This window comes from Micromonospora sp. NBC_01638 (assembly GCF_045209745.1).
Lineage (GTDB): Bacteria > Actinomycetota > Actinomycetes > Mycobacteriales > Micromonosporaceae > Micromonospora.
The window spans coordinates 1,115,442-1,141,336 of record NZ_CP109273.1 but is presented as its reverse complement, the minus strand read 5'-3'; the positions used below and the strand labels follow the sequence as shown (position 1 = coordinate 1,141,336).

Genomic DNA, 25,895 nt, shown 5'->3' with positions numbered 1-25,895 from the left:
CGGCGGGGGTCGGGGTGATCGAGTCCGGCACACTTTCGGGTATCCCCGCCCGCATTCTCGTTCAGGAGTGAGCCAGGCCGATGTCGCTGCTCGCCAGATTCAGCCTCGCCAACCGAGGGCTGGTCGCCCTCATCGCGGTGGTGATCACGGCCTTCGGAGCGTTCGCCGTGCCATCGCTGAAGCAGCAACTGCTGCCGTCGCTCGAATTCCCGGCCGCGTTCATCGTGGCCCCCTACCCCGGTGCCGGGCCCGAGATCGTCGAGTCGCAGGTGACCGAGCCCATCGAGAACGCCCTTCAGGGCATCCCGGGGCTGGACAAGGTCACCTCCACGTCCCGTGAGGGATCAGCCACCGTCCAGGTGACGTACGAGTTCGGCACCGACCTGGACGACGTGGTCAACAAGATGCAGACCGCGCTGAGCCGGATCGACTCCCAGCTGCCGGAGAGCGTCGACCCGCAGGTCATCGCGGGTAGCACCGACGACCTGCCGGCGGTGGTGTTGGCCGCGGCTGGTGCAACGGACGAGCGGGCGCTCGCCGAGAAGCTGCGCGCGACAGTGGTGCCGGAGTTAAAGGGCATTGAGGGGGTACGCGCGGTCGAGGTGACCGGCACCCGCGATGACGTCGTGGTGGTCACCCCGGACCCGGCGAAGCTGGCCGCAGCGCAGATCCAGCCGACGGCGATCGGCGCGGCACTGAAGACGAACGGCGTGGCGGTTCCGGCCGGCACGGTGACCGACGGTGCACTGGCCCTTCCGGTGCAGGTCGGCACGCCGATCGCCACCCTGGAGGACCTGCGCGGCATCGTGGTCGCCCCGGGCGCGGCACCCGTCCGCCTCGGGGACGTGGCGACGGTCGTGCAGCAGCTCGCTCCGGCCACCGCGATCACCCGGACCAACGGCAAGGACAGCCTCGGCATCGCGGTCACCGCGGCACCGGACGGCAACGCCGTGCAGATCTCGCACGAGATCCGTGATCGGCTCGCTGACCTGAAGGACGCCTCCGGCGCGGAGCTGACCGTGGTCTTCGACCAGGCGCCGTTCGTCGAGAAGTCGATCGAGTCCTTGACCACCGAGGGTCTGCTGGGCCTGGTGATGGCGGTCATCGTCATCCTGGTCTTCCTGCTGTCGGTGCGCTCGACGGTGGTCACCGCGGTCTCCATCCCGCTCTCCGTCCTGGTGGCGCTGATCGCCCTGTGGATCGGCGACTACTCGCTCAACCTGCTCACCCTCGGGGCGCTGACCATCGCGGTCGGCCGGGTGGTGGACGACTCGATCGTGGTGTTGGAGAACATCAAACGACACCTGGAGTACGGCGAGGAGAAGCGGCACGCCATCATCACCGGCGTCCGCGAGGTGGCCGGCGCCGTGACGGCGTCCACCCTCACGACGGTGGCGGTGTTCGCGCCGATCGCGTTGGTCGGCGGGTTCGTGGGCCAACTCTTCGCGCCGTTCGCGATCACCGTGACGGTGGCACTGCTCGCCTCGCTGCTGGTGTCGCTGACCGTGATCCCGGTGCTCGCGTACTGGTTCCTCAAGCCGCGCGGCGGCACCGCGGACGACGAGGCGGTGCGGCGCGGTGCGGAGGAGAAGGAGCTGCGCAGCCCGTTGCAGCGGGCGTACCTGCCGGTGATCGGGTTCGCCACCCGCCAGTGGTCGACCCGCTGGATCACCGTCGGGCTCGGCCTGCTGGTGCTCTTCGGCACCTTCGGCCTCGCGCAGAAGGTGGAGACCAACTTCCTGGACGACTCCGGCCAGGACACCCTCAACATGAGCCAGGAGTTGCCGGCCGGCAGTGGCCTGGCGGCCACCGCCGCGGCGGCCAAGCAGGTCGAGTCGGTGCTGTCGGGCACCAAGGGCGTCGAGACGTACCAGGTGACCGTGGGCGGTGGGGACAACCCGTGGGCGGGCGGCGGCGGCAGCAACGTCGCCAGTTGGTCGCTGGCGTTCGACGGTGACACCGACGCGAAGCAGATGCGGGAGGTGCTGCGCAAGGAGTTCGACAAGCTCGGCACCGGCGTGGGTGAGATCAGCTTTGGTGGCGGGCAGGAGGCGTCGACCAGTCAGCTTGAGGTGATCGTCCAGGCGAGCGACCCGGAGGTGCTGACCCGGGCCGCCGAGGAGGCGCGGGCGGCGATGGCTGGTGTCCCGGACGTCGAGGACGTCTCCACCAGCTTGGCCGAGCGGGTGCCGCGGGTCGACGTGACGGTCGACCGGGTCGCCGCTGGCAAGGCCGGGCTCACCGAGGCCGCGGTGGGGCAACTCGTGTCGCAGGCGTTCCGGGGAGCGCCACTGGGTCAGGTCGCGCTCGACGGCCAGCAGCAGAACGTGGTGCTGCGGCTCGGCACGCAGCCACCGGTGACCGTGGAGGAGCTGCGGGCACTGCCGGTGGGTCCGGTCAAGCTTGATGACATCGCGGACGTCACGCAGGGCGAGGGGCCGCAGCAGGTCACCCGGATCGACGGTGAGCGCAGCGTGTCGGTGACCGGCGCGGCAACGGGCTCGAATCTGGGCGCGACCAGCAAGGAGTTGCAGAAGCGGCTGGACGGCATCAATGTGCCGGGCGCGAGCTTCACCATCGGTGGCGTCAGCGCGGATCAGGCGGATGCCTTCGGTGACCTGGGCCTGGCGGTGCTGGCCGCGATCGCGATCGTCTTCCTGATCATGGTGGCCACGTTCCGCAGCCTCACCCAGGCGCTGATCCTGCTGATCTCCATCCCGTTCGCGGCGACCGGTGCGATCGGCCTGCTGCTGATCACCGGGACGCCGCTCGGCGTGCCGGCGTTGATCGGTGTGCTGATGCTGGTCGGCATCGTGGTGACCAACGCGATCGTGTTGCTCGACCTGATCAACCAGTACCGGGCGCAGGGCATGGGGGTCCGGGAGGCGGTTGTCGAGGGCGGTCGACGCCGGCTGCGCCCCATCCTGATGACCGCGGTGGCGACCATCTTCGCGCTGCTGCCGATGGCGCTCGGCCTGACGGGTGAGGGTGGCTTCATCTCTCAGCCACTGGCGGTCGTGGTGATCGGTGGTCTGCTCAGCTCGACGCTGCTCACGCTGATCCTGGTGCCGACGCTGTACACGATGGTGGAGCACACCAAGGGATCGCTGCGGGATCGGCGCAGTCGGCGGCGCTCCGGAGAGCCGGCGGTGACCGCGGCGGAGACCGACGAGGTGGCGGGCCCGAACCAGGTCGCGGTGCCGAGCGATGCCCCTGCACCGGTGGCGGTCGGGGGTTCGCAGTCGGCCGGGCGACCGGCTCCGTCCGGCGCGTTGGTGGATGGCACGGACCAGTTCGAGGTGCTGCGGCTTCCCCGTAGCCGCACCTCGCCACTGCCTCCGTCGGAGCCGACCGAGTAGGTCGGAAGGCATCTCGGAACGCCCCCGGCAGGGTTCTGCCGGGGGCGTTCCAGGTTCACCGGCCGAGACACTCCGAACCGCCGGCCACGCTTTGCAACGCTTCTTGCATACTCCTGGGGTGGGGGTGCGGGTGCAGCAGGAGGAACGGATGACCGGGGGCGGGCGCGGGTGGGGGCGGCGCGACCTACTGCGCCGCGGCCTGCTGGTCGCCGGTGGGGTGGCCATCGGCGCGGGCGCGTCCGAGGCATGGTGGAGGACCAACCGTCGGATTCCGCTCGCCGGCGGCCCGGCCAGTGCCACCCTCGGCAGCGGACACCAGAGCGTCGGCTCCGGCGCAGTGGAGGTCGTCTGGTCGGGGCCGACCGGGCAGCGACTGGTGGCCCTCACCTTCGACGACGGCCCAGCACCACAGTGGACTCCGATGGTGCTCGACACCCTGGCCCAGCACCGGGTTCCGGCCACCTTCTTCCTGGTCGGGTCGCAGGTCCGGCGGCACGCCGACGTCATCCGCGATCGGCTCGCCGGGCACGAGGTGGGCAACCACAGCTGGGAACACCGGGACCTGGCCGAACTGGACGCCACCGAGGCGTACGACGACCTGCGCCGCAGCCACGACGCGATCGCCGACGTGACCGGGGTGTCACCCCGACTGCTCCGGCCGCCGTACGGCCACCTGGGTGGGGCGGTGCTGCACGCGGCGGCCCGGCTGGACTATCGGTTGGTGCTCTGGTCGTTGCAGATGGTGGAGCGCGAGTTCCCCGACGATCCGGCCGGCCAAGCCCAACAGATCGTGGCCGGTGTCCGACCGGGAACGATCGTGCTCGGGCACGATGTGGGAGCGCGCCGGCGGCTGGTCGCACTGCGCGGCCTGCCCGACATGATCAACGGACTTCGGTCGCGTGGTTACACCTTCGTCACCGTCTCTGCGCTGCTGGGGAAGGCCTAGCCCGCACCTGGAACGGGTAGGGTCCCGCTCCGTGGCAAGCACCCTCTCGGTCCTCACCGGCAATCGGAGCTTTCGCAATCTGTTCCTCGCCGAGTTGGTGGTCTTCGGCGCCGACTGGTTCGTCATGGTGCCGCTGCTGGTGCTGCTGCCGCACCTGACCGGCAGCGGGGTCTGGGGCGCGCTGGTGTTGGCGGTGGACACCGGCATCGTGGCGCTGCTGCTGCCGTACACCGGCACGATCGCCGACCGCTTCGACCGCCGAAAGATCATGATTGCGGCGAACGTGGCCGCGCTGGCGGGCGTCCTGCTGCTGCTCGGCGTGCGCGGCGCCGGATCGGCGTGGCTGGCGCTGGTCGCGATCGGCGTGGTGGCGGTCGCCAAGGCCTTCTACTCGCCGGCTGCCCAGGCGGCGCTGCCCAACGTGCTTGAGCCACACGAGTTGGCCGCCGGCAACGCCGTGGCCGGCTCGGCCTGGGGCACCATGACCGTGGTCGGCGCCTCGCTCGGTGGCGTGCTCAGCACCGCTGCCGGCCCGTACGTCTGCTTCTGGGTGGCGGCGGTCAGCCTGGCGCTGGCCGCCGGCCTCGCCACGCGGATCCGCCGGCCGTTGCAGGCACCGCGGGACACCGACCAACCGGCCCAGCGGACCTGGACGGCCGTCCGCGAGGCGCTCAGCTACATCGGTCACCGTCCCCGGGTGCTCGCGCTGGTCACGGTGAAGTCGGCGGTGGGTCTGGGCAACGGCGTGCTGACCGTGTTCCCGTTGCTGGCTGGCGTGTACGGCGTCGGCCCGCTCGGAGCTGGCCTGCTCTTCGCGGTGCGCGGGGCCGGGGCGTTGGTGGGGCCCATCCTGATGCGTCGGGTGCTGACGAACCGGGCCTGGCTGCTGCCCGGGCTCGCGCTGTCGATGTCGCTCTACGGCCTGTCCTACCTGGGCGCATCGGTGGCCCGTTGGTTCCCGCTGGTCCTGCTGCTGGTCTTCGTGGGGCACTTCGCGGGCGGCAGCAACTGGGTGATGTCGAACTTCGCCCTGCAGGGCGAAGTCCCGGACCGGTTGCGCGGGCGGGTCTTCGCCACCGACATGATGTTCGCGACCCTGGCGATCTCGGTGAGCCAGCTGGCGGTGGCCCTGGTGGTGGACGTGGTGGACGAACGGGTGGTGCTCGCCGGCTGCGGGCTGGTCACCCTCGTGTACGCGGTCGGCTGGCGGATCGCCACCCGCGGGCTCGCGCTCACCGACCCGCTCACCGACCCGGTCGCCGAGCCGGTTCCGGACCCGGCCGGCTGACGCGGGCGGTCCCAGGCTGCGGGCTCGAAACCGAACCGTCGGTGCCGAGCCCTAGCATGAACGCGTGCCGACGAACTTCACTGCCGGGCCGGTCCGTGTCCGGGTCCCCGCGACCAGCGCCAACCTGGGCCCGGGCTTCGACGCGCTGGGTCTCGCCCTCGGGCTCTACGACGACGTGGCCGCCGAGGTCGCGTCGGGCGGGGTCCGGGTGACGGTGACCGGGCAGGGTGCCGGCGAGCTGCCCGACGACGACCAGCACCTGGTGGTGCGGGCCATGCGGGCCGCCTTCGACGTGCTCGGCGCGCACCCCGAGGGGCTGAGTGTGGAGTGCGTCAACCGGATCCCCCACGCGCGTGGGCTGGGCTCCTCGTCCGCCGCGATCGTCGCCGGGGTGCTGCTGGCCCGTGCCCTGGTGACCGACGGCGAGCACCGGCTGGACGACGCGGGCGCGCTACGGCTGGCCGCCGAGATCGAGGGCCATCCCGACAACGTCGCGCCGTGCCTGCTCGGCGGCTTCACGTTGGCCTGGTCGGAGTCGACCGGTGCCCGGGCAGTGTCCCTGCCGGTCGCCGACGGGGTCCGGCCCACTGTTTTCGTCCCGGCCGAGCGTGGATTGACCGCGACCGCGCGGGCCGTGTTGCCGGCCACCGTGCCCCATGGTGACGCCGCGTTGACCGCTGGGCGGGCGGCACTGCTGGTGCACGCGCTCACCGCCGACCCGGCCCTACTGCTGCCGGCCACCGTCGACCGGCTCCACCAGGATTACCGCGCAGCCGGCATGCCAGGCACATCTGCCCTGGTCAACGCGTTGCGAGCGGCCGGTGTGGCGGCTGTGGTCAGTGGGGCGGGTCCGACTGTGCTGGCGCTCAGCGAGCCTCCGGCGAGCTTCCCAGTGGGAACAGCCTGGCAGATCTGGCAGTTACCGATAGACGTCAGCGGCGCCCGGCTTGCACGGGGTAGACTTGGACACGCCGAGCGGGACCCTGTTGCCGCAGGTCGGAAGAGTTGATTACGCTCTAGGCCTAGCACAGCCGCGAAGCACGCGATCTCCTGCGGGTCGGCGCACCCCGAAGCTCTCGGCGGTCAGCCCGTCACCCCTGCCAAAGGCCCACGCCGCACCGCAGTTTCCACCGGTCGCGCAGACGGCGAGACCTGCTCACCGACGTTGGTGAGTCGGGATACCGACCGGCTGCTGTGCCACAGACTCCCGCGACGCGTCCTTGCGAGGCGGGTGCACCGAGGCCGCCCGGCCACCTGAGCTCCGACTCCGGGCAGTCCCGGCCTTTATCGAGGGAAGGAATCCATTGAGCGACACCACCGACGTGACGTCGGATGTTTCCAACGTCGCTGGCGATGCCACCGCCGCCGCTCCCGCCCGTCGTCGGCGTAGCGGCACCGGTCTGTCGGCGATGCTGCTGCCAGAGCTGCAGAGCCTGGCTGCGTCGCTCGGCATCTCCGGCACGGCTCGCATGCGCAAGGGCGAGCTGATCGCCGCGATTTCCGAGCGGCAGGGCGGCAACGCCGCCGGGACCCCTCGACCGCGGGCCGAGGTCGCGGCCGCGGCCGCTCCGACCCGTGAGGGGGTGCGCGCCGAGGTGCGGGAGACCTCCGACCGGCCGGCAGCCGAAGGGCGCAGTGCCGAGCAGGCGCCGTCCGAGCCGGCCGCCGAGACCGAGGGCCGTGGTCGCACCCGGAGGAGTCGGACCGCGGCGGCGGAGACCCGTCCCACTGAGGCCCGTCCCACTGAGGCCCGTCCCACTGAGGCGCGTCCCACTGAGGCAAGTCCCAGCGAGGCGCGTACCGACGAGGCGGAAGCCGGCGAGCGGGCCGACCGTGGCGAGAACCGCCGCGACCGGGCCGAGCGTCCGGAGCGGGCCGAGCGTCCGGAGCGGGCCGAGCGTGCCGAGCGTCCGGACCGGGCCGAGCGTCCGGAGCGCGCCGAGCGGACCGAGCGTCCGGAGCGGGCCGAGCGTCCGGAGCGGGCCGAGCGTCCGGAGCGGGCCGAGCGTCCGGAGCGGACCGAGCGGGCGGACCGTGGCGAGCGCAACGACCGGGGCGAGCGTGCCGAGCGTGTCGAGCGTAACGACCGGGGCGAGCGTTCTGACCGGGGCGAGCGTGTCGAGCGCAACGACCGTCCCGAGCGCAACGACCGGGGCGACCGCAACGACCGTGGTCCGCGTGTCGAGCGTGTCGAGCGGGACAGCGACGACGACGACGAGAGCGGCGGCCGGCGCGGCCGGCGCAGCCGTTTCCGGGACCGTCGCCGCGGGCGCGGCGAGCGCACCGAGACCGGTGCCGACACCGGTGGGCGTGAGCCGCAGGTCAGCGAGGACGACGTTCTCGTCCCGGTGGCCGGCATCATCGACGTGCTCGACAACTACGCCTTCGTGCGGACGACCGGTTACCTGGCCGGCCCGAACGACGTGTACGTCTCGATGTCCCAGATCAAGAAGTACGGCCTGCGCCGCGGTGACGCGATCACCGGTGCGGTGCGGGCGGCCCGCGAGGCTGGCAACAGCGGCGACCAGCGGCGGGACAAGTACAACCCGCTGATGCGGCTGGACACGATCAACGGGATGGAGCCGGAGGAGGCGCGGCGCCGGCCGGAGTTCTACAAGCTCACTCCGCTCTACCCGCAGGAGCGCCTGCGCCTGGAGACCGAGCCGCACATCCTGACCACCCGGGTCATCGACCTGGTCATGCCGATCGGCAAGGGCCAGCGGGCACTCATCCAGTCACCGCCGAAGGCGGGTAAGACGATGGTGCTGCAGGCGATCGCGAACGCGATCACCCGCAACAACCCGGAGTGCCACCTGATGGTGGTGCTGGTGGACGAGCGGCCCGAAGAGGTCACCGACATGCAGCGGTCGATCAAGGGCGAGGTCATCGCGGCCACGTTCGACCGTCCGCCGCAGGACCACACCACGGTGGCCGAGCTGGCCATCGAGCGGGCCAAGCGCCTCGTCGAGCTTGGACACGACGTTGTCGTGCTGCTCGACTCGGTGACCCGGCTCGGTCGGTCGTACAACCTGGCGGCGCCGGCCAGCGGCCGGATCATGTCGGGTGGTATCGACTCCACCGCGCTCTACCCGCCGAAGCGCTTCCTCGGCGCGGCCCGCAACATCGAGAACGGCGGGTCGCTGACCATCATCGCCACGGCGCTGGTGGAGACCGGGTCCATGGCGGACACGGTCATCTTCGAGGAGTTCAAGGGCACCGGCAACGCGGAGCTGAAGCTGGACCGGAAGATCGCCGACAAGCGCACCTTCCCGGCCATCGACATCAACCCGTCCGGTACCCGTAAGGAAGAGGTCCTGCTCGCACCGGAAGAGCTGGCCATCATCCACAAGCTCCGCAAGGTGCTGCACTCGCTGGACTCGCAGGCAGCGATGGATCTGCTGCTGGACCGGCTCAAGCAGTCCCGCACCAACATCGAGTTCCTGATGCAGATCGCGAAGTCGACGCCGGGGGAGTAACCATCCCCGGGTGACCACGAGAAGGGGTGCGGCCGTCAGGGCCGTGCCCCTTCTCGTGTCCAGCCCGCTCCGACCCCGGTTGACTGACCCAACCCGATCCACCGCGTGCCCCGCGCGCCGGAGACCACGGTCCGGCACCGACGCCCCTCTCAGAAGTCGCCGTCGGCCACCTGGAAGACGGTGAGGCCGAGGGCTCGCCACATCTGGACCACCTGGACGCGGTCGTCGAAGACACCGGCCACCCGGTAACGGTCCCGGATTTCCCGGTCGTAGATCTCCCGCTTGACGATCGAGTCCTTGCGTGAGTCGCCGATGGCGCGCAGGTGCAGGCCGAGGTAGGGAACGCGTACGTGCCGGGCCAGCCACGCCTCGGTGGCCGCGCGGGCGGAGGCGTCCCGCCCGGAGCAGAAGACCACCCCGTATCCGGCGGCGTGCATCGCCCGGACCGCCGCGATCACCGCCGAGTTCGGCTGGTCCTCGCCCACCCGGGTCATGTCGTACGGGCTGCGGGAGACGGCCAGCGCCACGGTGCCGTCGATGTCCACCAGGACGATCTCCGGTGGCTCGGCCGACGGTGGGTGCACGACGGCGGGGGGCCCGGTGCGGGCCTGCGGCACCGGCAACGGCAGTGCCCGCCCTTCCAGGTACCGCTCGTGCAGCCGGCGGATCGCGTCCGCGCCGACCTGGTCGGCAGCCGGGCGAGCGGCGTCGCGGCGCAGGCACTCGGCCAGCGGTACGTCGGTGAAGTCGTGCACCTCGAACTCCGCGCCGTAGCGGGCCGCCAGGTCGGCCCAACCCCGCAGCGTCCGTGCGCGCAGGTTGGTGTCGTCCACGCAGACGTCCGCTCGGGCCTGCAGCAGCGCCTCGACCTGGGCCCGCTGTACGGCGGTCACCTGCGCCTCGGCCCACTGGGTGAAGAGCCGCTCGCCGTGCAGCATTCGGCGCAGGTCGTCCCGGTTGACCCGCAGAACGGACGGCTGGAGCGTGCGGGCGAACGTTGTCTTACCCGAGGCGGGCAGTCCCCGGGTGGCGATCAGGCGGGTCATCGGCACACCTCCGGCTCGACGGGCGTACCCCTGGCGGGGTACCGGGCGGCGGTCCGCCAGGTGGGCGAATGCCCGGCCGGGGGGCGGGAATGCGGACGGTGAGGCATGTGTTGACGATGCCGGACGAGGTGTGCGGCCCGATTGCCGGGTTGGCTCAGGCCCATGGCAGACTGGTCAATCGGCCACCGGTTCCGGTTCACGCCCGAGCCCGTCGCGTACGGCGCGACGAGCGATGACGGCGACCCGGCGACCACCAACGAGAGGACCGAGCGAGATGAAGCCAAACATCCACCCGGAGTACGTGACCACCGAGGTCAGCTGCTCCTGTGGCAACACGTTCACGACCCGCAGCACCGCCAAGGGCGGGGCGATCCACGCCGAGACCTGCAGCGCCTGCCACCCGTTCTACACCGGTAAGCAGCGCGTTCTCGACACCGCCGGCCGGGTTGCGAAGTTCCAGCAGAAGTACGCCAAGGTCCAGGCCAAGAAGGCCAAGTAACTCCTCGTTCGGCGCCCGCGTCCGGTTTCCCGCCGGACGTGGGCGCCGTCCGCGTTTGGCGCAGTTTTCGCTTGGCCGCCGGCCTTCCGGCGCGGCTGGCACGCACCGTCTGGCACCGCACCGTCTGGCACCGCACCGTCGAAGGAGCATCCGCAGCATGAGCAGCGAGCGTCTGGCCGGCCTCCTCGACGAGTACGCGGAGCTGGAGAAGCGGTTGGCCGATCCGGCCATCCACGCCGACCAGGCCACTGCGCGCAGGGTCGGCCGCCGGTACGCCGCGCTGGTACCGCTGCACAAGGCCGCCGATGAGCTGGAGCAGGCCCGTGCCGACCTGGCTGCGGCTCGCGAGTTGGCCGCCGAGGACCCGTCCTTCGCGGGTGAGGCGGAGGCCATCGCCGTGTCCCTGCCGGTGCTGGAGGAACGCCTCGCCGAGCTGCTCATTCCGCGCGACCCGCACGACGCCAAGGACGTGATCGTCGAGATCAAGGCCGGTGAGGGTGGCGAGGAGTCGGCGCTTTTCGCCGGTGACCTGCTGCGGATGTACACCCGGTACGCCGAGCGGCACGGCTGGATCACCGAGGTGATCGACGTACAGGATTCCGACCTCGGCGGCGTCAAGGACGTCTCCCTGTCGATCAAGACCAAGGGTGTGCCGGAGGGTGGCAACGGCGTCTGGTCGCGACTCAAGTGGGAGGGCGGCGTGCACCGGGTGCAGCGCGTCCCGGTCACCGAGTCGCAGGGCCGGATCCACACCAGCGCCGCCGGTGTGCTGGTGCTGCCGGAGGCCGAGGACGTCGACGTCACCATCGACCAGAACGACCTGCGTATCGACGTGTTCCGCTCGTCCGGCCCGGGCGGCCAGTCGGTGAACACCACCGACTCGGCGGTGCGGATCACCCACCTGCCGACCGGCATCGTCGTCTCCTGCCAGAACGAGAAGTCCCAGTTGCAGAACCGGGAGCAGGCGATGCGGATCATGCGGGCGCGACTGCTCGCCGCCGCCCAGGAGCAGGCCGACGCCGCCGCCTCGGATGCCCGCAAGGCGCAGGTGCGCACGATGGACCGCTCGGAGCGGATCCGCACCTACAACTTCCCGCAGAACCGGATCACCGACCACCGGATCGGCTACACCGCGTACAACCTGGACCTGGCACTCGCCGGCGAGCTGGACGGGGTGCTGGACGCTCTCACCGAGGCCGACCGCGCGGCCCGCCTTGCCGGCGACACGGAGCTCACCCGCCGCTGACGGCGAGCGCGGCCGACCAGCGCGGCCGACCGGCCAGGCGCGACGTCGAAGGCGCGGGCGATCAGCTCGCGCGGGGTCGGGACTTGGCGCGGAGCATTTCCCGGTCGGCCTGCTCGAAGGCGACGCTGAGCGCGTGGCGTAGCCCGCTGCCGCCGGAGACCTCCGCGAAGCCGATGCTCACCCCGACCGGGGTCCCCGGCACCAGCGACTCCCAGTCCTCAAGTCCGACGGCGGCCTCGATCCGGCGGGCCACCTCGGCGGCCTCGGCCATGCCGGTGTCCGGAAGGACCACCACGAACTCGTCACCGCCGTAGCGGGCCACGAAGTCGCCCCGGCGCATCACCCGGTTGATCACCCCGGCGATGCGTTGCAGCACCAGGTCGCCGGAGTGGTGCCCGTGGCGGGTGTTGACCGCCTTGAAGCCGTCCAGGTCGCAGACGCCGATCACCACCCGCTCGCCGCGGGTGACCACGGCGGTGATGTACCGCTCCAGCCGGCGCCGGTTGGGCAGCCCGGTGAGCGGATCGGTCAACGCCTCGCCCTCGAACCGTGCCGCCTCGCGGCGCATCTCCTCGTGGTCGATGCGGGCGGCGATGCCGTCGATGTAGACGTCCCGCAGCCGGTCGTTGCGCCCGGCGGCGAGCCGGAACGCCAGCCGGTCGGCCCGGTGCGCCGCCAGGTGGTCCCCGGCACGGGCCAGCGCGATGCTGCGCAGCCGCGCCGGCTCGGCCGCCCCGAGCGTCTCGGTGGACACCTGGATCGTGTCCAATCGGGTGACCGCCTCGATCGGCCGCCCGTCGGCGACGGCGAGGCACACCTGCCCGAGCTGACGCATGTCGCGGGCGCGGGAGCTGTCCCCACCGTGGCTGATCAGCCGGGCTGGCTCGACGTCCCCGTCGGTTTCCACCTGGTCGCCGAGCGCGGCCTGTCGGGCCGCCGCGTAGCCGTACGCGGCGAGGCTGCTCGGGCGCAGCCGGCCGGCCCGCCCGGTGCGGACGAAGCGGGCCAGGTCGGCGGCCACGTCCCGGAGCACCCGCAGACAGCCGTCGCTGTCGCCGTTGTGGTCCAGTGCCACGGCGTTACGCAGCCGGATGCCCGGTGCGGCGAACGTCTCCTCCGGGATCCCGGCGGTCAGCCCGAGCTGCCGGGCCCGCTCGATGGCGCCCAGGGCGTACCCGTGGAAGCTGAGGTAGCTGTAGGCCATGGCCAGGTCGTGCCAGCCCCAGGCGGTGTCCCGGTCCGGGTCTTGCACGGCGCCGAGCGCCCGGGCGGCTCTGACGAGGTGCGTGACGCAGCGGTCCAGTGCGCCCTGGTGGTGCGCGGCGAGCGCGGCCAGCGCGTTGAGGTGCCCGTGCAGGTATGGCTCGGCGAGGTCACGGACCGCCGCCGACGCCTCCTCGATGGCCCGGGTGAACTCCGCGGTCCGACCGAGATTGATCAGTGCGGAGAGGCGCTGCACCAACGCGTCCGCTCGCGCCGCCGGGTCGTTGGTGGTGCGGATCACACCCTCAAGCAGGACGTACGACTCTGCGGAACGACTGGCCTCCTGCAACGCCCGGGCGTGCGTGAGGGCGTCAACCTGGTCCTCGACCCGGTCGAGCCAGCCCACCCGCCAACCTCCTGTCGTGCGCGCCTGGGCGCACCTGTTCGTCACGTCGCCCGCGACGCTTCATGATTATGTCGTGAGCACTCTGCCGCAACACCCCCCCGAAGGGACAGGTCCCATCCGCCCGTCCGCCGCGGTGGCCCGAGCGGCCCGCGCGCTCGCCGCCGCCGGGGTCGGCTCGGCCCGGGCGGAAGCCGAAATGCTGGCCGCGTACGTGCTGGGGGTGCCCCGGGGTCGGCTGGCGCTCGCCGACGACCTCAACGCCGACCAGGTGGCGCGGCTCGACGGCCTGACCCGCCGTCGTGCCGGGCACGAGCCGTTGCAGCATCTGACCGGCCGGGCCGGGTTCCGGCACCTCGAACTGGCGGTCGGCCCGGGTGTCTTCGTGCCGCGGCCGGAGACCGAGCTGCTGGCCGGCTGGGGCGTCGAGCAGGCCCAGGGCCGGCCCGACCCGGTGGTGGTCGACCTGTGCAGCGGCTCAGGCGCGATCGCGCTGGCGGTGGCTCAGGAGCTGCCGGGGGCACGGGTGATCGCGGTGGAGCGGTCCCCGGCGGCGTTGGCCTGGTTGCGGCGCAACGCGGCGGAGCGGGCCGCGGCGGGGGACCGGCCGATCGAGGTGGTCGAGGCCGACGTGACCGCGCCGGACCTGCTGGCGGACCTGGTGGGCCGGGTGGACGTGCTGCTCTGCAACCCGCCGTACGTGCCGGACGCTGTAACGGTCCCGCCGGAGGTCGCCGAGCACGATCCGGCGGAGGCGGTCTTCGGCGGAGCGGACGGGCTGGCGGTGATCCGGCCGGTCGTCACCCGGGCGGCGGTGCTGCTGCGTCCGGGCGGCGTGTTCGGGGTCGAGCACGACGACACACACGGCGCGGCGGTGCCCGGGTTGCTCGCCGAGGACGGTGGGTTCACCGCCGTCACGGAGCATCTGGACCTCACCGGACGCCCCCGCTACGCCACCGCGTCCCGACGGGCGGACGGCCAGCACGCCCCGATCGGGGCGGCGTGGCAGACTGACTCCTTGTGATGCTCTACGACTGCCGGTCGCCCGCCGATCGGGACCGCGGCATCGCTGCGGCGATCGAGGCGGTCAAGAACGGCGAGCTGGTCGTCCTCCCGACGGACACCGTGTATGGGATCGGCGCGGACGCGTTCACCCCGTACGCGGTCAAGGCGCTGCTGGACGCCAAGGGCCGGGGGCGGCAGATGCCACCACCGGTGCTGATCGGCTCGCGGCACACCCTGGACGGGTTGGTCTTCTCGCTGCCCACGGCCGCACGGGACCTCGTGGAGGCGTTCTGGCCTGGCGCGTTGACCATCGTGGTCGAGCACTCGCCGAGCCTGCAGTGGGACCTCGGCGACAAGACGGGCACGGTGGCGGTGCGGATGCCGCTGCACCCGGTGGCGTTGGAGGTGCTGCGCGAGACCGGCCCGATGGCGGTCTCGTCGGCCAACAAGACCGGCCAGCCCGCCGCGGTGACCGCCGAGGAGGCGCGTGACCAGCTCAGCTACTCGGTGCGGGCATACCTGGAGGCCGGGCCGTGCCCGGACCCGGTGCCCAGCACGATCGTGGATCTGACCGGTGAGGTGCCGCAGCTGTTGCGGGCCGGGGCGATCCCGCTGGAGAAGCTGCGCGACGTGGTGCCGGATCTCATCGACGGCCGGGGGGTCTGAGTGCCCCCGTTCACGGTCCTGCACGTCTGCATGGGCAACATCTGCCGTTCGCCGATGGCGGAGCGGCTGCTCGCCCTCGCGGTGCGGGAACGGTTGACGCGGCGTGCGCAGGACCCGGCCGGGGCCGAGGAGCTGGTGCACAGTCACAGCGCCGGCACGGGTGGTTGGCACGCGGGCGAGGAGATGAACCCGCCGGCTGCGCGGCAGGTCACCGGCCGTGGTGGGGACGTCGAGGGGTTCGCCGCGCGCAAGCTGCGCTCGGACCACATCGACGCCGCCGACCTGGTCCTGACCGCCACCGCCGACCAGCAGGAGTACGTGGTGGCGCTGCGCCCGGACGCGGCGGCCCGCACGTTCGTGCTGGGTGAGTTCGGCCGGCTGCTGGCTGCGGTGGACGCCGCCGGGTTGCCGTCGGACGAGGCGACCCCGGAGGCCGTGTACGCCAGGGGTGTGGCCCTGGTGGCGGCGGCTCACGATGCCCGGTTGGGCGCGTCGGCGCTGCCCACCGATGATCTGGACGACCCGTGGGGTCGCGGCGACCAGTGCTTCAACCGGGTCGCTGACGAGATCGAGGAGACGGTCCACCCGCTGGCCGGCGCACTGCTGCCCTGAGCGCGGTGCGAGTTTCCTCCGGGTTTGGGGAAAACCCAGGGCTGAAGGGGCGTTCCGGGTCATTCTGAACGGGTCCTAGCGTGACCGGCTCCTGCGGGGGAGAGCTGATGACCCGGGCCCGACTCGACAAACTGCTGACCGTGGCGATCGCCGGTGTGCTGGCCGGGTTGGTGCTGGCCGCAGCCGCCCTGCCGGCGGCCCTGGTCCTCGGGATCGGCTTCAGCGCCCTGTCCACGCCATACTCGGAGCTGCCGAACACGCTCCGTACGCCGCCCACCGCCCAGCGCTCCAACCTCTACGCCAACGACGGCACCACCCTGATCACCTCCTTCTACCAGGAGGACCGGGTGGACGTGCCGCTGCGCGAGGTGGCCCCGGTCATGCGCCAGGCGATCGTGGCCGCCGAGGACGTCCGGTTCTACCAGCACAGCGGGGTGGACCTGCGAGGCGTGGTGCGGGCGTTCACGGTCAACAAGCGCGACGGCCAGACCCGGCAGGGTGCCTCCACGCTGACCATGCAGTACGTCCGCAACGTGCTCGGCAACGACCCCCGACTGACCGAGGCGCAGCGCAAGGCTGCCACCGAGATCAGCACCGTCCGCAAAATCCAGGAGATGCGGTATGCGCTCGCGTTGGAGCGGGAGCTCGACAAGGAGGAGATCCTCGCCCGCTACCTCAACATCGCCTACTTCGGCGCCGGGGCGTACGGCATCGCGGCGGCCAGCAGGCGCTACTTCTCCCGGTCACCGGCCGAGCTGACCCTGGCCCAGGCGGCGCTGCTGGCCGGCCTCGTCCGGTCGCCGGACAGCGACGACCCGATCAACGGCGACGCCGACAGCGCGCTGGTGCGGCGGTCGTACGTGTTGGAGCGGCTGGTGGAGTCGGGGCAGGTGCCGGCGGACGCGGCGGCGGCGGCGCAGAACGAGCCATTGCAGCTACGGCCCAGCGAGACCCCGAACGACTGCACGGGGGTGTCCGCAGCGCACAACGACTGGGGCTTCTTCTGCGACTGGTTCACCCGCTGGTGGAGCAGCCAGTCCGCGTTCGGGGCGACGGTCGAGGAGCGGCAGCGCACCCTGCGCCGGGGCGGGTTCTCCATCGTCTCGTCGCTGGATCCGGGGGTGCAGCGGGTCACCACCGAGCAGGTGCTGAAGATCTATCGGCCGACGAGTGCCGCGGCGTTGCCGACCGCGGTGGTGCAACCGGGCACCGGGCGGGTGCTGGCGATGTCGGTGAACCGCGCCTACGGCGTGGCGGACAACCCGGTCGGGCAGAAGAACCGCCCGAACACGGTCAATCAGTTGATTGCCGGCGGCGGTGCGATCGAGGGGTACCAGGGCGGCTCGACGTTCAAGCTCTTCGCGATGCTGGCCGCGCTGGAGTCCGGCCTGCCGCTGTCGACCGATTTCGTGGCTCCGACCCAACTGGTCACCCGCTTCCCGGTGACCGGAGAGGCGAGCTGCGACGGCCGCTGGTGCCCGGCGAACGCCAACCCGTCGTCGATGGATGGTCCCCGGACCATGTGGAGCGCGTTCGGCCGCTCGGTGAACACGTACTTCGCCTGGCTCACCGAGAAGGTCGGCGCCGACCGGGTGGTGGAGATGGCCGAGCGGCTCGGCATCGTGCTGCGGGCCGACTCCGACGCGAAGCTGGCCCGCTACGGCGCGAAGGAATGGGGTCCGTTCACCCTGGGCGTGGCCGCGACCACGCCGTTGGACCTGGCCGCCGCGTACGCCACGGTGGCGGCCGAAGGGACCTGGTGCGCGCCGCTGCCGGTGGTCTCGATCACCGACGTGGGCGGGCGGGCGGTCGACGCCGCCAAGCCGAACTGCCGGCGGGTGCTCGACGTCGATGTGGCCCGGGCGGCCACCGACGCGGCCCGCTGCCCGGTCGGCGACCAGTCGATGTACGGGCGTTGCGACGGTGCCACCGCACCCGACCTGCGCGCGAAGCTCGGTCGGCCGGTGGCGGGTAAGACCGGCAGTTCGGACCGCTACGAGACGGAGACGATGGTGGCATTTACGCCGCAGCTCGTGGTCGCCTCGATGGCGGCGAACCCGGACGATCCCCGGGACGCGGTCGGTCAGGCGGTGCAGGCCCAGATGGTGAACGCGGTGGGCGAGGTGCTCGCCGCCGCCCTGCGCAACCAACCGGTACGCGACTTCGTCCCGCCGAGCGAACGAACCGCCTTCCAGGTCACCGAAGCCCGCGCCGGCAACTGACCCGGCGCCGGGTCAGGGGGTTTGTTCGGCGTTGCGGGCGATGTTGCGGGCCATTCCGCCGAAGACCACCGCGTGGAAGGGTGCCACCGATCCCCAGTACGCGTGCCCGCTCAGCCCGCGCGGCAGGAAGACCGCGCGTTGCTGGTAGCGGCTGCGGCCGCCGTCGGCCGGTAGCACCCGCATCTCCAGCCAGGCCCGGCCGGGCAGCCGCATCTCGGCGCGCAGCCGCAGCAACTCGCCCGGAATGATCTCCTCGACCCGCCAGAAGTCCAGCGCCTCGCCGACCTGTAGGCGATGCGGGTCGCGTCGGCCCCGATGCAGCCCGACACCGCCGATCAGCCGGTCCAGCCAGCCCCGGATCGACCAGGCGAGCGGGAACGAGTACCAGCCATGTTCGCCGCCGACGCCCTCGATGACCCGCCAGAGCGCCGCGGGTGACGCGTCCACCGCCCTCTCCCGGACATCGGTGTAGGCGGTGCCGCCGGACCAGTCCGGGTCGGTGGGCAGCGGCTCGGCGGGCGCGTCCGGGCCGCTCGCGGTCGACCAGCGGGTCTCCACCTGGGCATCGCGCACCTTGGCGAGCGCCAGTGCCACCGCCTCGTCGAAACCGGTCAGCCCTTCGGGTGGGTCGGGCACGTACCGGGCGATGTCGTGTTCGTGTGCGACAGCCTCGTGGATCAGGCTCTCCACCAGGGGACGGGCGATCGCGTTCGGCACGGGGGTGATCAGGCCGACCCAGTGCGAGGAGAGCGACGGGGTGAGCGGGCGGACCGGCACGATGATGCGCCGCCGCAGCCCGGCCACCCGCGCGTAGCGCTGCATCATGTCGCGGAAGGTCAGCACGTCCGGACCGCCGATGTCGAAGCCCCGGTTGACCTCCGGTGGCAGCGCGGTACAGCCGGCCAGGTAGCGCAGCACGTCGCGGACCGCGATCGGCTGGATCCGGTTGCCGACCCAGCGTGGGGTGACCATGGCGGGTAGCCGGTCGGTCAGGTAGCGCAGCATCTCGAACGACGCCGAGCCGGAGCCGATGATCACCGCGGCGCGGAGCACCGCCGTGGGCACCCCGCTGCCCAACAGGATCCGGCCCACCTCGGCCCGGGACCGCAGGTGCGGGGAGGGGACTTCCTCGTCGGACGCCGGCTCCGGGCCGCCCAGGTAGACGATCCGGCGTACGCCGGCCGCGCGGGCCGCCGTTGCGAAGTTGGTTGCCGCCGTGCGGTCGGCCGCCTCGAAGTCGGGTCGGCCCAGCGAGTGCACCAGGAAGTAGGCGACGTCCACGTCGGCGAACGCGGCGGGCAGCGTCTCCGGCCGGCTCAGGTCCCCCTCGACGATCTCGGCCGCCGACGCCCAGGGCACGTCGCGCAGTCGTACGGCCTTGCGGGCGAGGCAGCGCACGGTGTGCCCGTCGGCGAGCAGCAGCGGCGTCAGGCGTCCGCCGATGTATCCGGTTGCTCCGGTGACGAGGCATCTCACGGGTCCCAGTGTGCCGCCCCCTAGACTCGTTCGCTGTGGAGACCGAGACGAGCACCTTCTGGGGGCCGGATTTCGCGCAGCTCAGGGCCACCGATCCGGAGATCGCCGGGGTGGTCCTCGGCGAGCTGGACCGGTTGCGCGGCGGCCTGCAGCTCATCGCCAGCGAGAATCTGACCTCGCCGGCGGTGCTGGCCGCGCTCGGTTCGACGCTGACCAACAAGTACGCCGAGGGCTACCCGGGCCGGCGCTACTACGGCGGCTGCGCCGAGGTGGACCGGGCCGAGGAGATCGGCATCGCCCGGGCCAAGGAGCTCTTCGGGGCCGAGCACGCCAACCTCCAGCCGCACTCCGGGGCGAGCGCCAACCTGGCCGCGTACGCCGCGCTGGTGCAGCCGGGGGACACGGTGCTGGCGATGGACCTGCCGCATGGTGGCCACCTCACCCACGGCAGCCGGGTGAACTTCTCCGGCAAGTGGTTTCACCCGGTCGGCTACCCGGTCCGACCGGACACCGAGCAGCTCGACTACGACGAGGTACGGGACCTGGCGCGGGCGCACCGGCCCAAGCTGATCATCTGTGGTGCCACCGCGTACCCCCGCCTGATCGACTTCGCCCGGTTCCGGGAGATCGCCGACGAGGTCGGCGCGTACCTGATGGTGGACGCCGCGCACTTCATCGGCCTGGTGGCCGGCCGGGCGATCCCGTCCCCGGTGCCGTTCGCCGACGTCGTCTGCGCCACCACCCACAAGGTGCTGCGTGGCCCGCGCGGCGGCATGATCCTCTGCCGCGAGTCGCTGGCCCAGCGGATCGACAAGGCGGTCTTCCCGTTCACGCAGGGCGGCCCGCTGATGCACGCGGTCGCCGCCAAGGCGGTCGCGCTGCGCGAGGCCGCCCAACCGGAGTTCCAGACGTACGCCAGGCAGGTGGTCAGCAACGCCCAGGCGCTCGCGGCCGGGCTGGCCGACGAGGGGATGCGCCCGGTGTCCGGTGGCACCGACACCCACCTCGCCCTGATCGACCTGCGGGAGCTGGGGGTGACCGGCGCCGACGCCGAGCGACGCTGCGACGCCGCGTCGATCACCCTGAACAAGAACGCCATCCCGTACGACCCGCAGCCGCCGATGGTGGCCTCCGGCATCCGGGTGGGCACGCCGAGCGTCACCACGCAGGGAATGCGGGAGGGAGAGCTGCGGCAGGTCGCGACCCTGATCGCCCGTGCCGTGCGCACCGATCCCGGGGCACCGGGTGGCGCCGACGAGCTGACCCGGGTCGGTGCCGAGGTGGCCGAGCTGGTCGCGGCGTTTCCGGCGTACCCCCGTGGCTGAGCCCGGGATGGTCGAGCCCGACACCGACCGGCGTTGGCGGCTGCGACACCTGCCGGTGCTGCTGGCCGCGTCGGCGGTGCTCGCCGCGGTCGCCGCCGTGGTGGGTGGGGCGACCGGCGGCGCGACGGCCGCGCTCGGCGCTGCGGCTGGCGTGGGCGTCACGGTGTTCAGCTACACCCTCACCACGGTGGTGCTGGCCCGGGCCGACCAGATCAACCCGCAGTTGCTGCTGCCGCTCGGGCTGGGCCTGTACGTGCTGAAGTTCACCCTTCTGGGTGTCGTGCTGGTGGCGGTGGCATCCACCGGTTGGTCCGGGTTGATCCCGCTCTGCCTCGGCATCGTCGCCGGGGTGGCAGTGTGGACGGCGGTGCACCTCTGGTGGCTGACCACGGTCCACGCCCGTCGGCCGCGGGGCTGACCTGGCCGTCGGCCGGTCGTCCCAATCAGCGGACGCGCCGCAATGTGTCGGCCTCCGGTCATTTTGCGACGGGCAGAAGGGGAGTAGCGTGCCCACAGACGACGCGAGCCCCGAGATGCCCACACAACTGCGGTTGTGCGGGGGGTGAGGCACAGCCTCGTCTTCCCGGCTGATATCGTTCGCCGCGTCATGGCTGGTGACCAAACCCCCCGTCCCGCCGGTGAATCGGACGACTATCCGTCCGGCGCCGGTCAGGGTTGGACCGCGCTCAGCTACCTCATCGGAGGCATGCTCGTGTGGGGTTTCATCGGCTGGCTGATCGACCAGTGGCTCGACACCGGTGGCGTCGCTACCGGGATCGGCGTCGTGCTCGGCGTGACCGGGGGGATCATCCTCGTCGTCCGCCGGCTCGGCACGCCTACTTAGGAAGGGACACGGTGTTCGGACAGGCGAACGTTCTGGCAGCAGGCCAGGCGGCATTCCCACCCAGTGTGGACGATTTCTACCTGCCCGCCATCCTGCCCTGGGGTGTGGAAAACGCTCCTTGGTTCACCAAGTTCACGGCGATGATCTGGATCGCGGTCGGCGTCCTGATCATCTTCTTCCTGGCGACCTACCGGAAGCCGCAGCTGGTGCCGACCAAGAAGCAGTGGTTCGCCGAGTCGATCTACGGCTTCGTCCGGAACAACATCTCGGTCGAGATGATCGGTCACCAGGGCGTGCGGTTCGCTCCATACTTCACGACGCTGTTCTGCTTCGTGCTGCTGACGAACTCGTTCGCGATCATCCCGTTGTTCCAGATCTCGCCGAACTCGCACATCGCCTTCCCGGCGATCCTCGCGGTGCTCAGCTACCTGCTGTTCAACTACATCGGCATCCGGCACCACGGCTTCGTCAAATACTTCAAGCACGCCCTGATCCCGCCGGCACCGTGGTACATCCTGCCGCTGCTGATTCCGATCGAGGCGTTCTCGACCTTCATCATCCGGCCGTTCTCGCTGGCCGTTCGTCTCTTCGCGAACATGTTCGCCGGCCACATGCTTCTGCTGGTCTTCACGCTCGGCGGCTTCGCGATGCTCAACTCCAGCGCCTGGCTGGCGCCGGTCTCGGTGGTCTCCTGGGTGATGACCGTGGCGCTGACGCTTCTCGAGGCGCTGGTCATCGTCCTGCAGGCCTACGTCTTCACGGTGCTGAGCGCCAGCTACATCCAGGGCGCGCTCGCCGAAGAGCACTGATCCACGCAAACAAACCGTTGTCGTCCCGCGTGAGAGTCACGCGTGATAACCAGGAGGAACCACACCAATGGACGCTAGCGTTCTCGCCGAGGTCTCCGGTAGCACCGCTGCCATCGGCTACGGCCTCGCCGCCATCGGCCCGGGCATCGGCGTCGGCCTGGTCTTCGCCGCCTACATCCAGTCGACCGCGCGGCAGCCGGAGTCGTCCCGCATGACCCTGCCGTACGTCTGGATCGGCTTCGCCGTCATCGAGGCGCTGGCGCTGTTCGGCATCGCCTTCGGCTTCATCTGGGCCGGCTCCGCCGCCTGATCCAGGCCCTCTGACCGGGAGGTCTTCCATGTATTTCCTCGCCGCTGAGGGTGGTGAGTCGACCCACAACCCGATCATCCCGATCTGGCAGGAGATCGTGGTTGGTACGGTCGCCTTCGCCGTGCTCTGCTTCGTACTGATGAAGTTCGTCTTCCCGCGCATGGAGCAGACGTTCCAGGCTCGGGTCGACGCGATCGAGGGCGGCATCAAGCGCGCCGAGGCCGCCCAGGCCGAGGCGGGCCAGCTCCTCGAGCAGTACCGCGCCCAGCTCGCTGAGGCCCGGACCGACGCCGCCAAGATCCGTGACGACGCCCGGGCCGACGCCGAGGGCATCCGCCAGGACATCCTCGCCAAGGCGCGGGAAGAGTCCGACCGGGTCATCCAGGCTGGCAAGGACGCGCTCGTCGCCGAGCGGGCCACCATCGTGCGCGAGCTGCGCACCGAGGTCGGCACGATCGCGGTGGACCTGGCCAGCAAGATCGTCGGTGAGTCGCTGGCCGACGAGGCGCGGCGCAAGGGCACCGTCGACCGGTTCCTGAGCGGCCTCGAGAGCACGGGGGCCCGCTGATGCAGGCCGCCAGCCGGGAGTCGTACAAGGTCGCGGCCGAGCGCCTCGACGCGTACGTCCGCGGCGCGCAGCCGCCGGCGGTGGCCGCCACCGCCGACGCCGTCCTCTCCGTGGCGGCCCTGCTGCGGCGTGAGCCGCGGCTGCGCCGGGCGCTGTCCGAGCCGGCTCGTTCCGGCGAGGACCGCGGCGCTCTGCTCGGCGACATGCTGGGTGGGCGGATCGGCGCCGACGCGCTCGATCTGCTCGTGTCGCTGGTTGCCGGCCGTTGGTCGGCACCGTCGGAGTTGCTCGACGGCACCGAGCGGCTGGGCGTGGAGGCGCTGCTCGCCAGCGCTGACAAGGCCGGCGAGCTGGGCGAGGTCGAGGACGAGCTGTTCCGCTTCGGCCAGGTCGTTTCGGGTCAGTCGGCACTGAACAACACGCTGGCCGACCCGGTCGCCCCGGTCGAGCAGCGGGCCACCCTGGCCCGCGAGCTGCTCGCCGACAAGGCCCGCCCGGTCACCGTCCGCCTCGTCGAGGTGGCCCTCGGCGGGTTCGGGGGGCGTTCCTTCAGCGGCTCGCTCACCCGACTGGTCGAGCTCGCCGCCGAGCGACGCGACCGGCAGGTGGCGTACGTGACCGTCGCGGCCCCGTTGAGTGACGAGGACGAGCGGCGGCTGGGTGCGAGCCTCACCGCGATATACGGTCGAGAGGTCTCCGTCAAGCAGACGGTCGACCCCGCGGTTCTGGGTGGGGTGAGCGTGCGGGTCGACTCCGACCTGTACGACGGCACCATCCTGCGCCGCCTCAACGAGACCCGCAACGCGCTCGCGAAGCGCTGATCGGCTCTGCCGCCCAGCGATGGGGCGGCCCGCCGCACAACGCCCGGATTGACAGACGCCATTCGGACCGGTTGGTACTAGGTATCCCGGGCCCCTGAATTTTAAGGAAGCAGAGGATGGCCGAGCTGACCATCTCGACGGAGGAGATCCGCGGCGCCCTGGAGCGCTACGTTTCCTCCTACTCGTCCGACGTCTCCCGCGAGGAGGTCGGCACCGTCGCCGACACCGGCGACGGTATCGCCCACGTCGAGGGCCTGCCCTCGACCATGACCAACGAGCTCCTGGAGTTCGAGGACGGCACGCTCGGCGTGGCGTTGAACCTCGACGTCCGGGAGATCGGTGTCGTCGTCCTCGGTGACTCCGCCAAGCTGGAGGAGGGGCAGCGCGTCAAGCGCACCGAGCGGGTTCTCTCCGTTCCGGTCGGCGATGCCTTCCTCGGCCGCGTGGTCAACGCGCTCGGCGATCCGATCGACGCGCTTGGCGACATCGCCAACGAGGGCTTCCGCGAGCTGGAGCTGCAGGCTCCGAACGTGATGTCCCGGCAGTCCGTCTCCGAGCCGCTGCAGACCGGCATCAAGGCCATCGACGCGATGACCCCGATCGGTCGGGGTCAGCGGCAGCTGATCATCGGTGACCGGAAGACCGGTAAGACCACGGTCGCCCTGGACGCCATCCTCAACCAGCGGGACAACTGGCGCACCGGCGACCCGAAGAAGCAGGTTCGCTGCATCTACGTCGCCATCGGCCAGAAGGCCTCCACGATCGCCTCCATCAAGGGGCAGCTCGAGGAGGCGGGCGCGATGGAATACACCACCATCGTCGCCTCCCCGGCCTCCGACCCGGCCGGCTTCAAGTACCTCGCCCCGTACACCGGCTCGTCCATCGGGCAGCACTGGATGTACGGCGGCAAGCACGTCCTGATCGTCTTCGACGACCTGAGCAAGCAGGCCGAGGCGTACCGGGCCGTGTCGCTGCTGCTGCGTCGTCCGCCGGGCCGTGAGGCGTACCCGGGTGACGTCTTCTACCTGCACTCCCGCCTGCTGGAGCGCTGCGCGAAGCTCTCCGACGAGCTGGGTGGCGGCTCGATGACCGGTCTGCCGATCATCGAGACGAAGGCCAACGACATCTCGGCCTTCATCCCGACCAACGTCATCTCGATCACCGACGGCCAGATCTTCCTGGAGACCGACCTGTTCAACCAGGGCGTCCGGCCGGCCATCAACGTCGGCACGTCGGTCTCCCGGGTCGGTGGCGCCGCGCAGGTGAAGCCGATGCGGAAGGTCGCCGGTTCGCTGCGGCTCAACCTGGCCCAGTACCGCGAGCTGGAGGCGTTCGCCGCCTTCGCCTCCGACCTGGACCGGGCCTCCCGGGCCCAGCTCGACCGCGGCGTTCGGCTGGTGGAGCTGCTCAAGCAGCCGAACTACTCGCCATACCCGGTCAACGAGGAGGTTGTCTCGGTCTGGGCCGGTGTCGAGGGCAAGCTGGACGACATCCCGGTCGGTGAGATCCGGCGCTTCGAGTCGGAGTTCCTCCAGTACCTGCGGCACAAGCACCAGGGTGTGCTGGCCGGGATCGCCGACAACCAGTGGAACGACGACATCATCGGCTCCCTGGACAGCGCGATCGCCGAGTTCAAGCAGGTGTTCCTCGGCAAGGAGGACGAGCGTCGGGTCAACGACGAGCCGGCCAAGCCGCTGAAGGGCGACGAGAACCGCGAGACGGTCACCCGCTTCCGCGACGGCACGACCGACCGCCCGGCCGAGAGCTGATC

At 71.3% G+C, this 25,895-nt stretch carries 22 protein-coding genes; 19 read left to right on the top strand and 3 right to left on the bottom strand.

Going from position 1 to position 25,895, the window contains the following annotated elements; genetic code table 11:
- Positions 1 to 80 precede the first annotated feature (80 nt).
- The 5 genes from OG811_RS05265 to rho all read left to right on the top strand — a co-directional run bounded on the left by OG811_RS05265 (position 81) and on the right by rho (position 9,069).
- Positions 81 to 3,359, top strand: a complete 3,279-nt coding sequence (locus OG811_RS05265; protein ID WP_406072556.1) for an efflux RND transporter permease subunit — start codon at positions 81 to 83, stop codon at positions 3,357 to 3,359.
- Between the two features lie 118 nt (positions 3,360 to 3,477).
- Positions 3,478 to 4,305 (top strand): polysaccharide deacetylase family protein, encoded by an 828-nt coding sequence (locus OG811_RS05260; protein ID WP_406072555.1) that lies wholly within the window; start codon positions 3,478 to 3,480, stop codon positions 4,303 to 4,305.
- A 31-nt stretch (positions 4,306 to 4,336) separates the two neighbouring features.
- Positions 4,337 to 5,593, top strand: coding sequence for an MFS transporter (locus OG811_RS05255; protein ID WP_406072553.1), 1,257 nt, complete (start codon positions 4,337 to 4,339; stop codon positions 5,591 to 5,593).
- A gap of 64 nt (positions 5,594 to 5,657) precedes the next feature.
- Positions 5,658 to 6,602, top strand: a complete 945-nt coding sequence (gene thrB / locus OG811_RS05250; RefSeq protein WP_406072551.1) for a homoserine kinase — start codon at positions 5,658 to 5,660, stop codon at positions 6,600 to 6,602.
- 295 nt (positions 6,603 to 6,897) lie between these two features.
- Entirely contained in the window at positions 6,898 to 9,069 is a 2,172-nt protein-coding gene (gene rho, locus OG811_RS05245; RefSeq protein WP_406072550.1) for a transcription termination factor Rho, read from the top strand.
- 149 nt (positions 9,070 to 9,218) lie between these two features.
- On the opposite strand, the gene OG811_RS05240 is transcribed toward rho, so the two are convergent.
- Entirely contained in the window at positions 9,219 to 10,115 is an 897-nt protein-coding gene (locus tag OG811_RS05240; protein ID WP_406072549.1) for an AAA family ATPase, read from the bottom strand.
- Between the two features lie 274 nt (positions 10,116 to 10,389).
- On the opposite strand from OG811_RS05240, the gene rpmE reads away from it, so the two are divergent.
- Together rpmE and prfA are read left to right on the top strand one after the other, a co-directional pair.
- Positions 10,390 to 10,614: a 50S ribosomal protein L31 gene (gene rpmE, locus OG811_RS05235; protein ID WP_406072547.1), complete on the top strand. Its 225-nt coding sequence runs from the start codon at positions 10,390 to 10,392 to the stop codon at positions 10,612 to 10,614.
- Positions 10,615 to 10,771: 157 nt separating this feature from the next.
- Complete coding sequence (gene prfA, locus OG811_RS05230; RefSeq protein WP_406072546.1) at positions 10,772 to 11,860, top strand: peptide chain release factor 1; 1,089 nt, start codon at positions 10,772 to 10,774, stop codon at positions 11,858 to 11,860.
- Positions 11,861 to 11,921: 61 nt separating this feature from the next.
- On the opposite strand, the gene OG811_RS05225 is transcribed toward prfA, so the two are convergent.
- The gene (locus tag OG811_RS05225) at positions 11,922 to 13,469 is read right to left on the bottom strand and encodes a diguanylate cyclase domain-containing protein (protein ID WP_406072544.1); all 1,548 of its coding nucleotides are present in this window, start codon (positions 13,467 to 13,469) and stop codon (positions 11,922 to 11,924) included.
- 73 nt (positions 13,470 to 13,542) lie between these two features.
- Between OG811_RS05225 and prmC the strand changes: the two genes are divergently transcribed.
- The 4 genes from prmC (at position 13,543) to OG811_RS05205 (ending at position 17,971) form a co-directional block, all read left to right on the top strand.
- Entirely contained in the window at positions 13,543 to 14,490 is a 948-nt protein-coding gene (gene prmC, locus OG811_RS05220; RefSeq protein ID WP_406072543.1) for a peptide chain release factor N(5)-glutamine methyltransferase, read from the top strand.
- The gene (locus OG811_RS05215) at positions 14,490 to 15,137 is read left to right on the top strand and encodes an L-threonylcarbamoyladenylate synthase (RefSeq protein ID WP_272619657.1); all 648 of its coding nucleotides are present in this window, start codon (positions 14,490 to 14,492) and stop codon (positions 15,135 to 15,137) included. The genes prmC and OG811_RS05215 overlap by 1 nt, the downstream gene beginning before the upstream one ends.
- On the top strand, positions 15,138 to 15,749 hold the full coding sequence (locus OG811_RS05210) for a phosphotyrosine protein phosphatase (protein ID WP_406072540.1): 612 nt from the start codon (positions 15,138 to 15,140) through the stop codon (positions 15,747 to 15,749).
- Between the two features lie 107 nt (positions 15,750 to 15,856).
- Entirely contained in the window at positions 15,857 to 17,971 is a 2,115-nt protein-coding gene (locus OG811_RS05205; RefSeq protein WP_406072539.1) for a transglycosylase domain-containing protein, read from the top strand.
- 12 nt (positions 17,972 to 17,983) lie between these two features.
- On the opposite strand, the gene OG811_RS05200 is transcribed toward OG811_RS05205, so the two are convergent.
- On the bottom strand, positions 17,984 to 19,447 hold the full coding sequence (locus OG811_RS05200; RefSeq protein ID WP_406072538.1) for an SDR family oxidoreductase: 1,464 nt from the start codon (positions 19,445 to 19,447) through the stop codon (positions 17,984 to 17,986).
- Between the two features lie 35 nt (positions 19,448 to 19,482).
- Between OG811_RS05200 and glyA the strand changes: the two genes are divergently transcribed.
- From glyA to atpA, 8 genes are all read left to right on the top strand, one after another.
- A complete protein-coding gene (glyA, locus tag OG811_RS05195; protein WP_406072537.1) occupies positions 19,483 to 20,772 on the top strand; it encodes a serine hydroxymethyltransferase in 1,290 nt (429 codons plus the stop codon).
- Between the two features lie 7 nt (positions 20,773 to 20,779).
- Positions 20,780 to 21,190 carry a hypothetical protein gene (locus tag OG811_RS05190; protein WP_406075533.1) on the top strand — a complete coding sequence of 137 codons (411 nt, stop codon included), beginning with the start codon at positions 20,780 to 20,782 and terminating at the stop codon, positions 21,188 to 21,190.
- A gap of 189 nt (positions 21,191 to 21,379) precedes the next feature.
- Positions 21,380 to 21,616: a hypothetical protein gene (locus OG811_RS05185; protein ID WP_406072536.1), complete on the top strand. Its 237-nt coding sequence runs from the start codon at positions 21,380 to 21,382 to the stop codon at positions 21,614 to 21,616.
- Between the two features lie 11 nt (positions 21,617 to 21,627).
- Positions 21,628 to 22,425 (top strand): F0F1 ATP synthase subunit A, encoded by a 798-nt coding sequence (gene atpB / locus OG811_RS05180; RefSeq protein ID WP_406072535.1) that lies wholly within the window; start codon positions 21,628 to 21,630, stop codon positions 22,423 to 22,425.
- Between the two features lie 67 nt (positions 22,426 to 22,492).
- Positions 22,493 to 22,735 carry a F0F1 ATP synthase subunit C gene (locus OG811_RS05175; protein WP_406072533.1) on the top strand — a complete coding sequence of 81 codons (243 nt, stop codon included), beginning with the start codon at positions 22,493 to 22,495 and terminating at the stop codon, positions 22,733 to 22,735.
- A 28-nt stretch (positions 22,736 to 22,763) separates the two neighbouring features.
- Positions 22,764 to 23,303, top strand: coding sequence for a F0F1 ATP synthase subunit B (locus tag OG811_RS05170; RefSeq protein WP_406072532.1), 540 nt, complete (start codon positions 22,764 to 22,766; stop codon positions 23,301 to 23,303).
- Positions 23,303 to 24,124 (top strand): F0F1 ATP synthase subunit delta, encoded by an 822-nt coding sequence (locus tag OG811_RS05165; protein ID WP_406072531.1) that lies wholly within the window; start codon positions 23,303 to 23,305, stop codon positions 24,122 to 24,124. Before OG811_RS05170 ends, OG811_RS05165 begins: the two co-directional genes overlap by 1 nt.
- Positions 24,125 to 24,240: 116 nt before the next feature.
- Positions 24,241 to 25,893 carry a F0F1 ATP synthase subunit alpha gene (gene atpA, locus OG811_RS05160; protein WP_406072529.1) on the top strand — a complete coding sequence of 551 codons (1,653 nt, stop codon included), beginning with the start codon at positions 24,241 to 24,243 and terminating at the stop codon, positions 25,891 to 25,893.
- The last annotated feature ends 2 nt before the right edge of the window (positions 25,894 to 25,895 follow it).

What these genes read in the sequence shown, in the direction of transcription:
- OG811_RS05265 (WP_406072556.1), top strand. Translation starts at nt 81, where the DNA reads ATGTCGCTGCTCGCCAGATTCAGCCTCGCCAACCGAGGGCTGGTCGCC.
- OG811_RS05240 (WP_406072549.1), bottom strand. Translation starts at nt 10,115, where the DNA reads ATGACCCGCCTGATCGCCACCCGGGGACTGCCCGCCTCGGGTAAGACA.
- rpmE (WP_406072547.1), top strand. Translation starts at nt 10,390, where the DNA reads ATGAAGCCAAACATCCACCCGGAGTACGTGACCACCGAGGTCAGCTGC.
- prfA (WP_406072546.1), top strand. Translation starts at nt 10,772, where the DNA reads ATGAGCAGCGAGCGTCTGGCCGGCCTCCTCGACGAGTACGCGGAGCTG.
- OG811_RS05215 (WP_272619657.1), top strand. Translation starts at nt 14,490, where the DNA reads ATGCTCTACGACTGCCGGTCGCCCGCCGATCGGGACCGCGGCATCGCT.
- OG811_RS05205 (WP_406072539.1), top strand. Translation starts at nt 15,857, where the DNA reads ATGACCCGGGCCCGACTCGACAAACTGCTGACCGTGGCGATCGCCGGT.
- OG811_RS05190 (WP_406075533.1), top strand. Translation starts at nt 20,780, where the DNA reads ATGGTCGAGCCCGACACCGACCGGCGTTGGCGGCTGCGACACCTGCCG.
- OG811_RS05185 (WP_406072536.1), top strand. Translation starts at nt 21,380, where the DNA reads ATGGCTGGTGACCAAACCCCCCGTCCCGCCGGTGAATCGGACGACTAT.
- OG811_RS05175 (WP_406072533.1), top strand. Translation starts at nt 22,493, where the DNA reads ATGGACGCTAGCGTTCTCGCCGAGGTCTCCGGTAGCACCGCTGCCATC.
- OG811_RS05170 (WP_406072532.1), top strand. Translation starts at nt 22,764, where the DNA reads ATGTATTTCCTCGCCGCTGAGGGTGGTGAGTCGACCCACAACCCGATC.
- OG811_RS05165 (WP_406072531.1), top strand. Translation starts at nt 23,303, where the DNA reads ATGCAGGCCGCCAGCCGGGAGTCGTACAAGGTCGCGGCCGAGCGCCTC.
- atpA (WP_406072529.1), top strand. Translation starts at nt 24,241, where the DNA reads ATGGCCGAGCTGACCATCTCGACGGAGGAGATCCGCGGCGCCCTGGAG.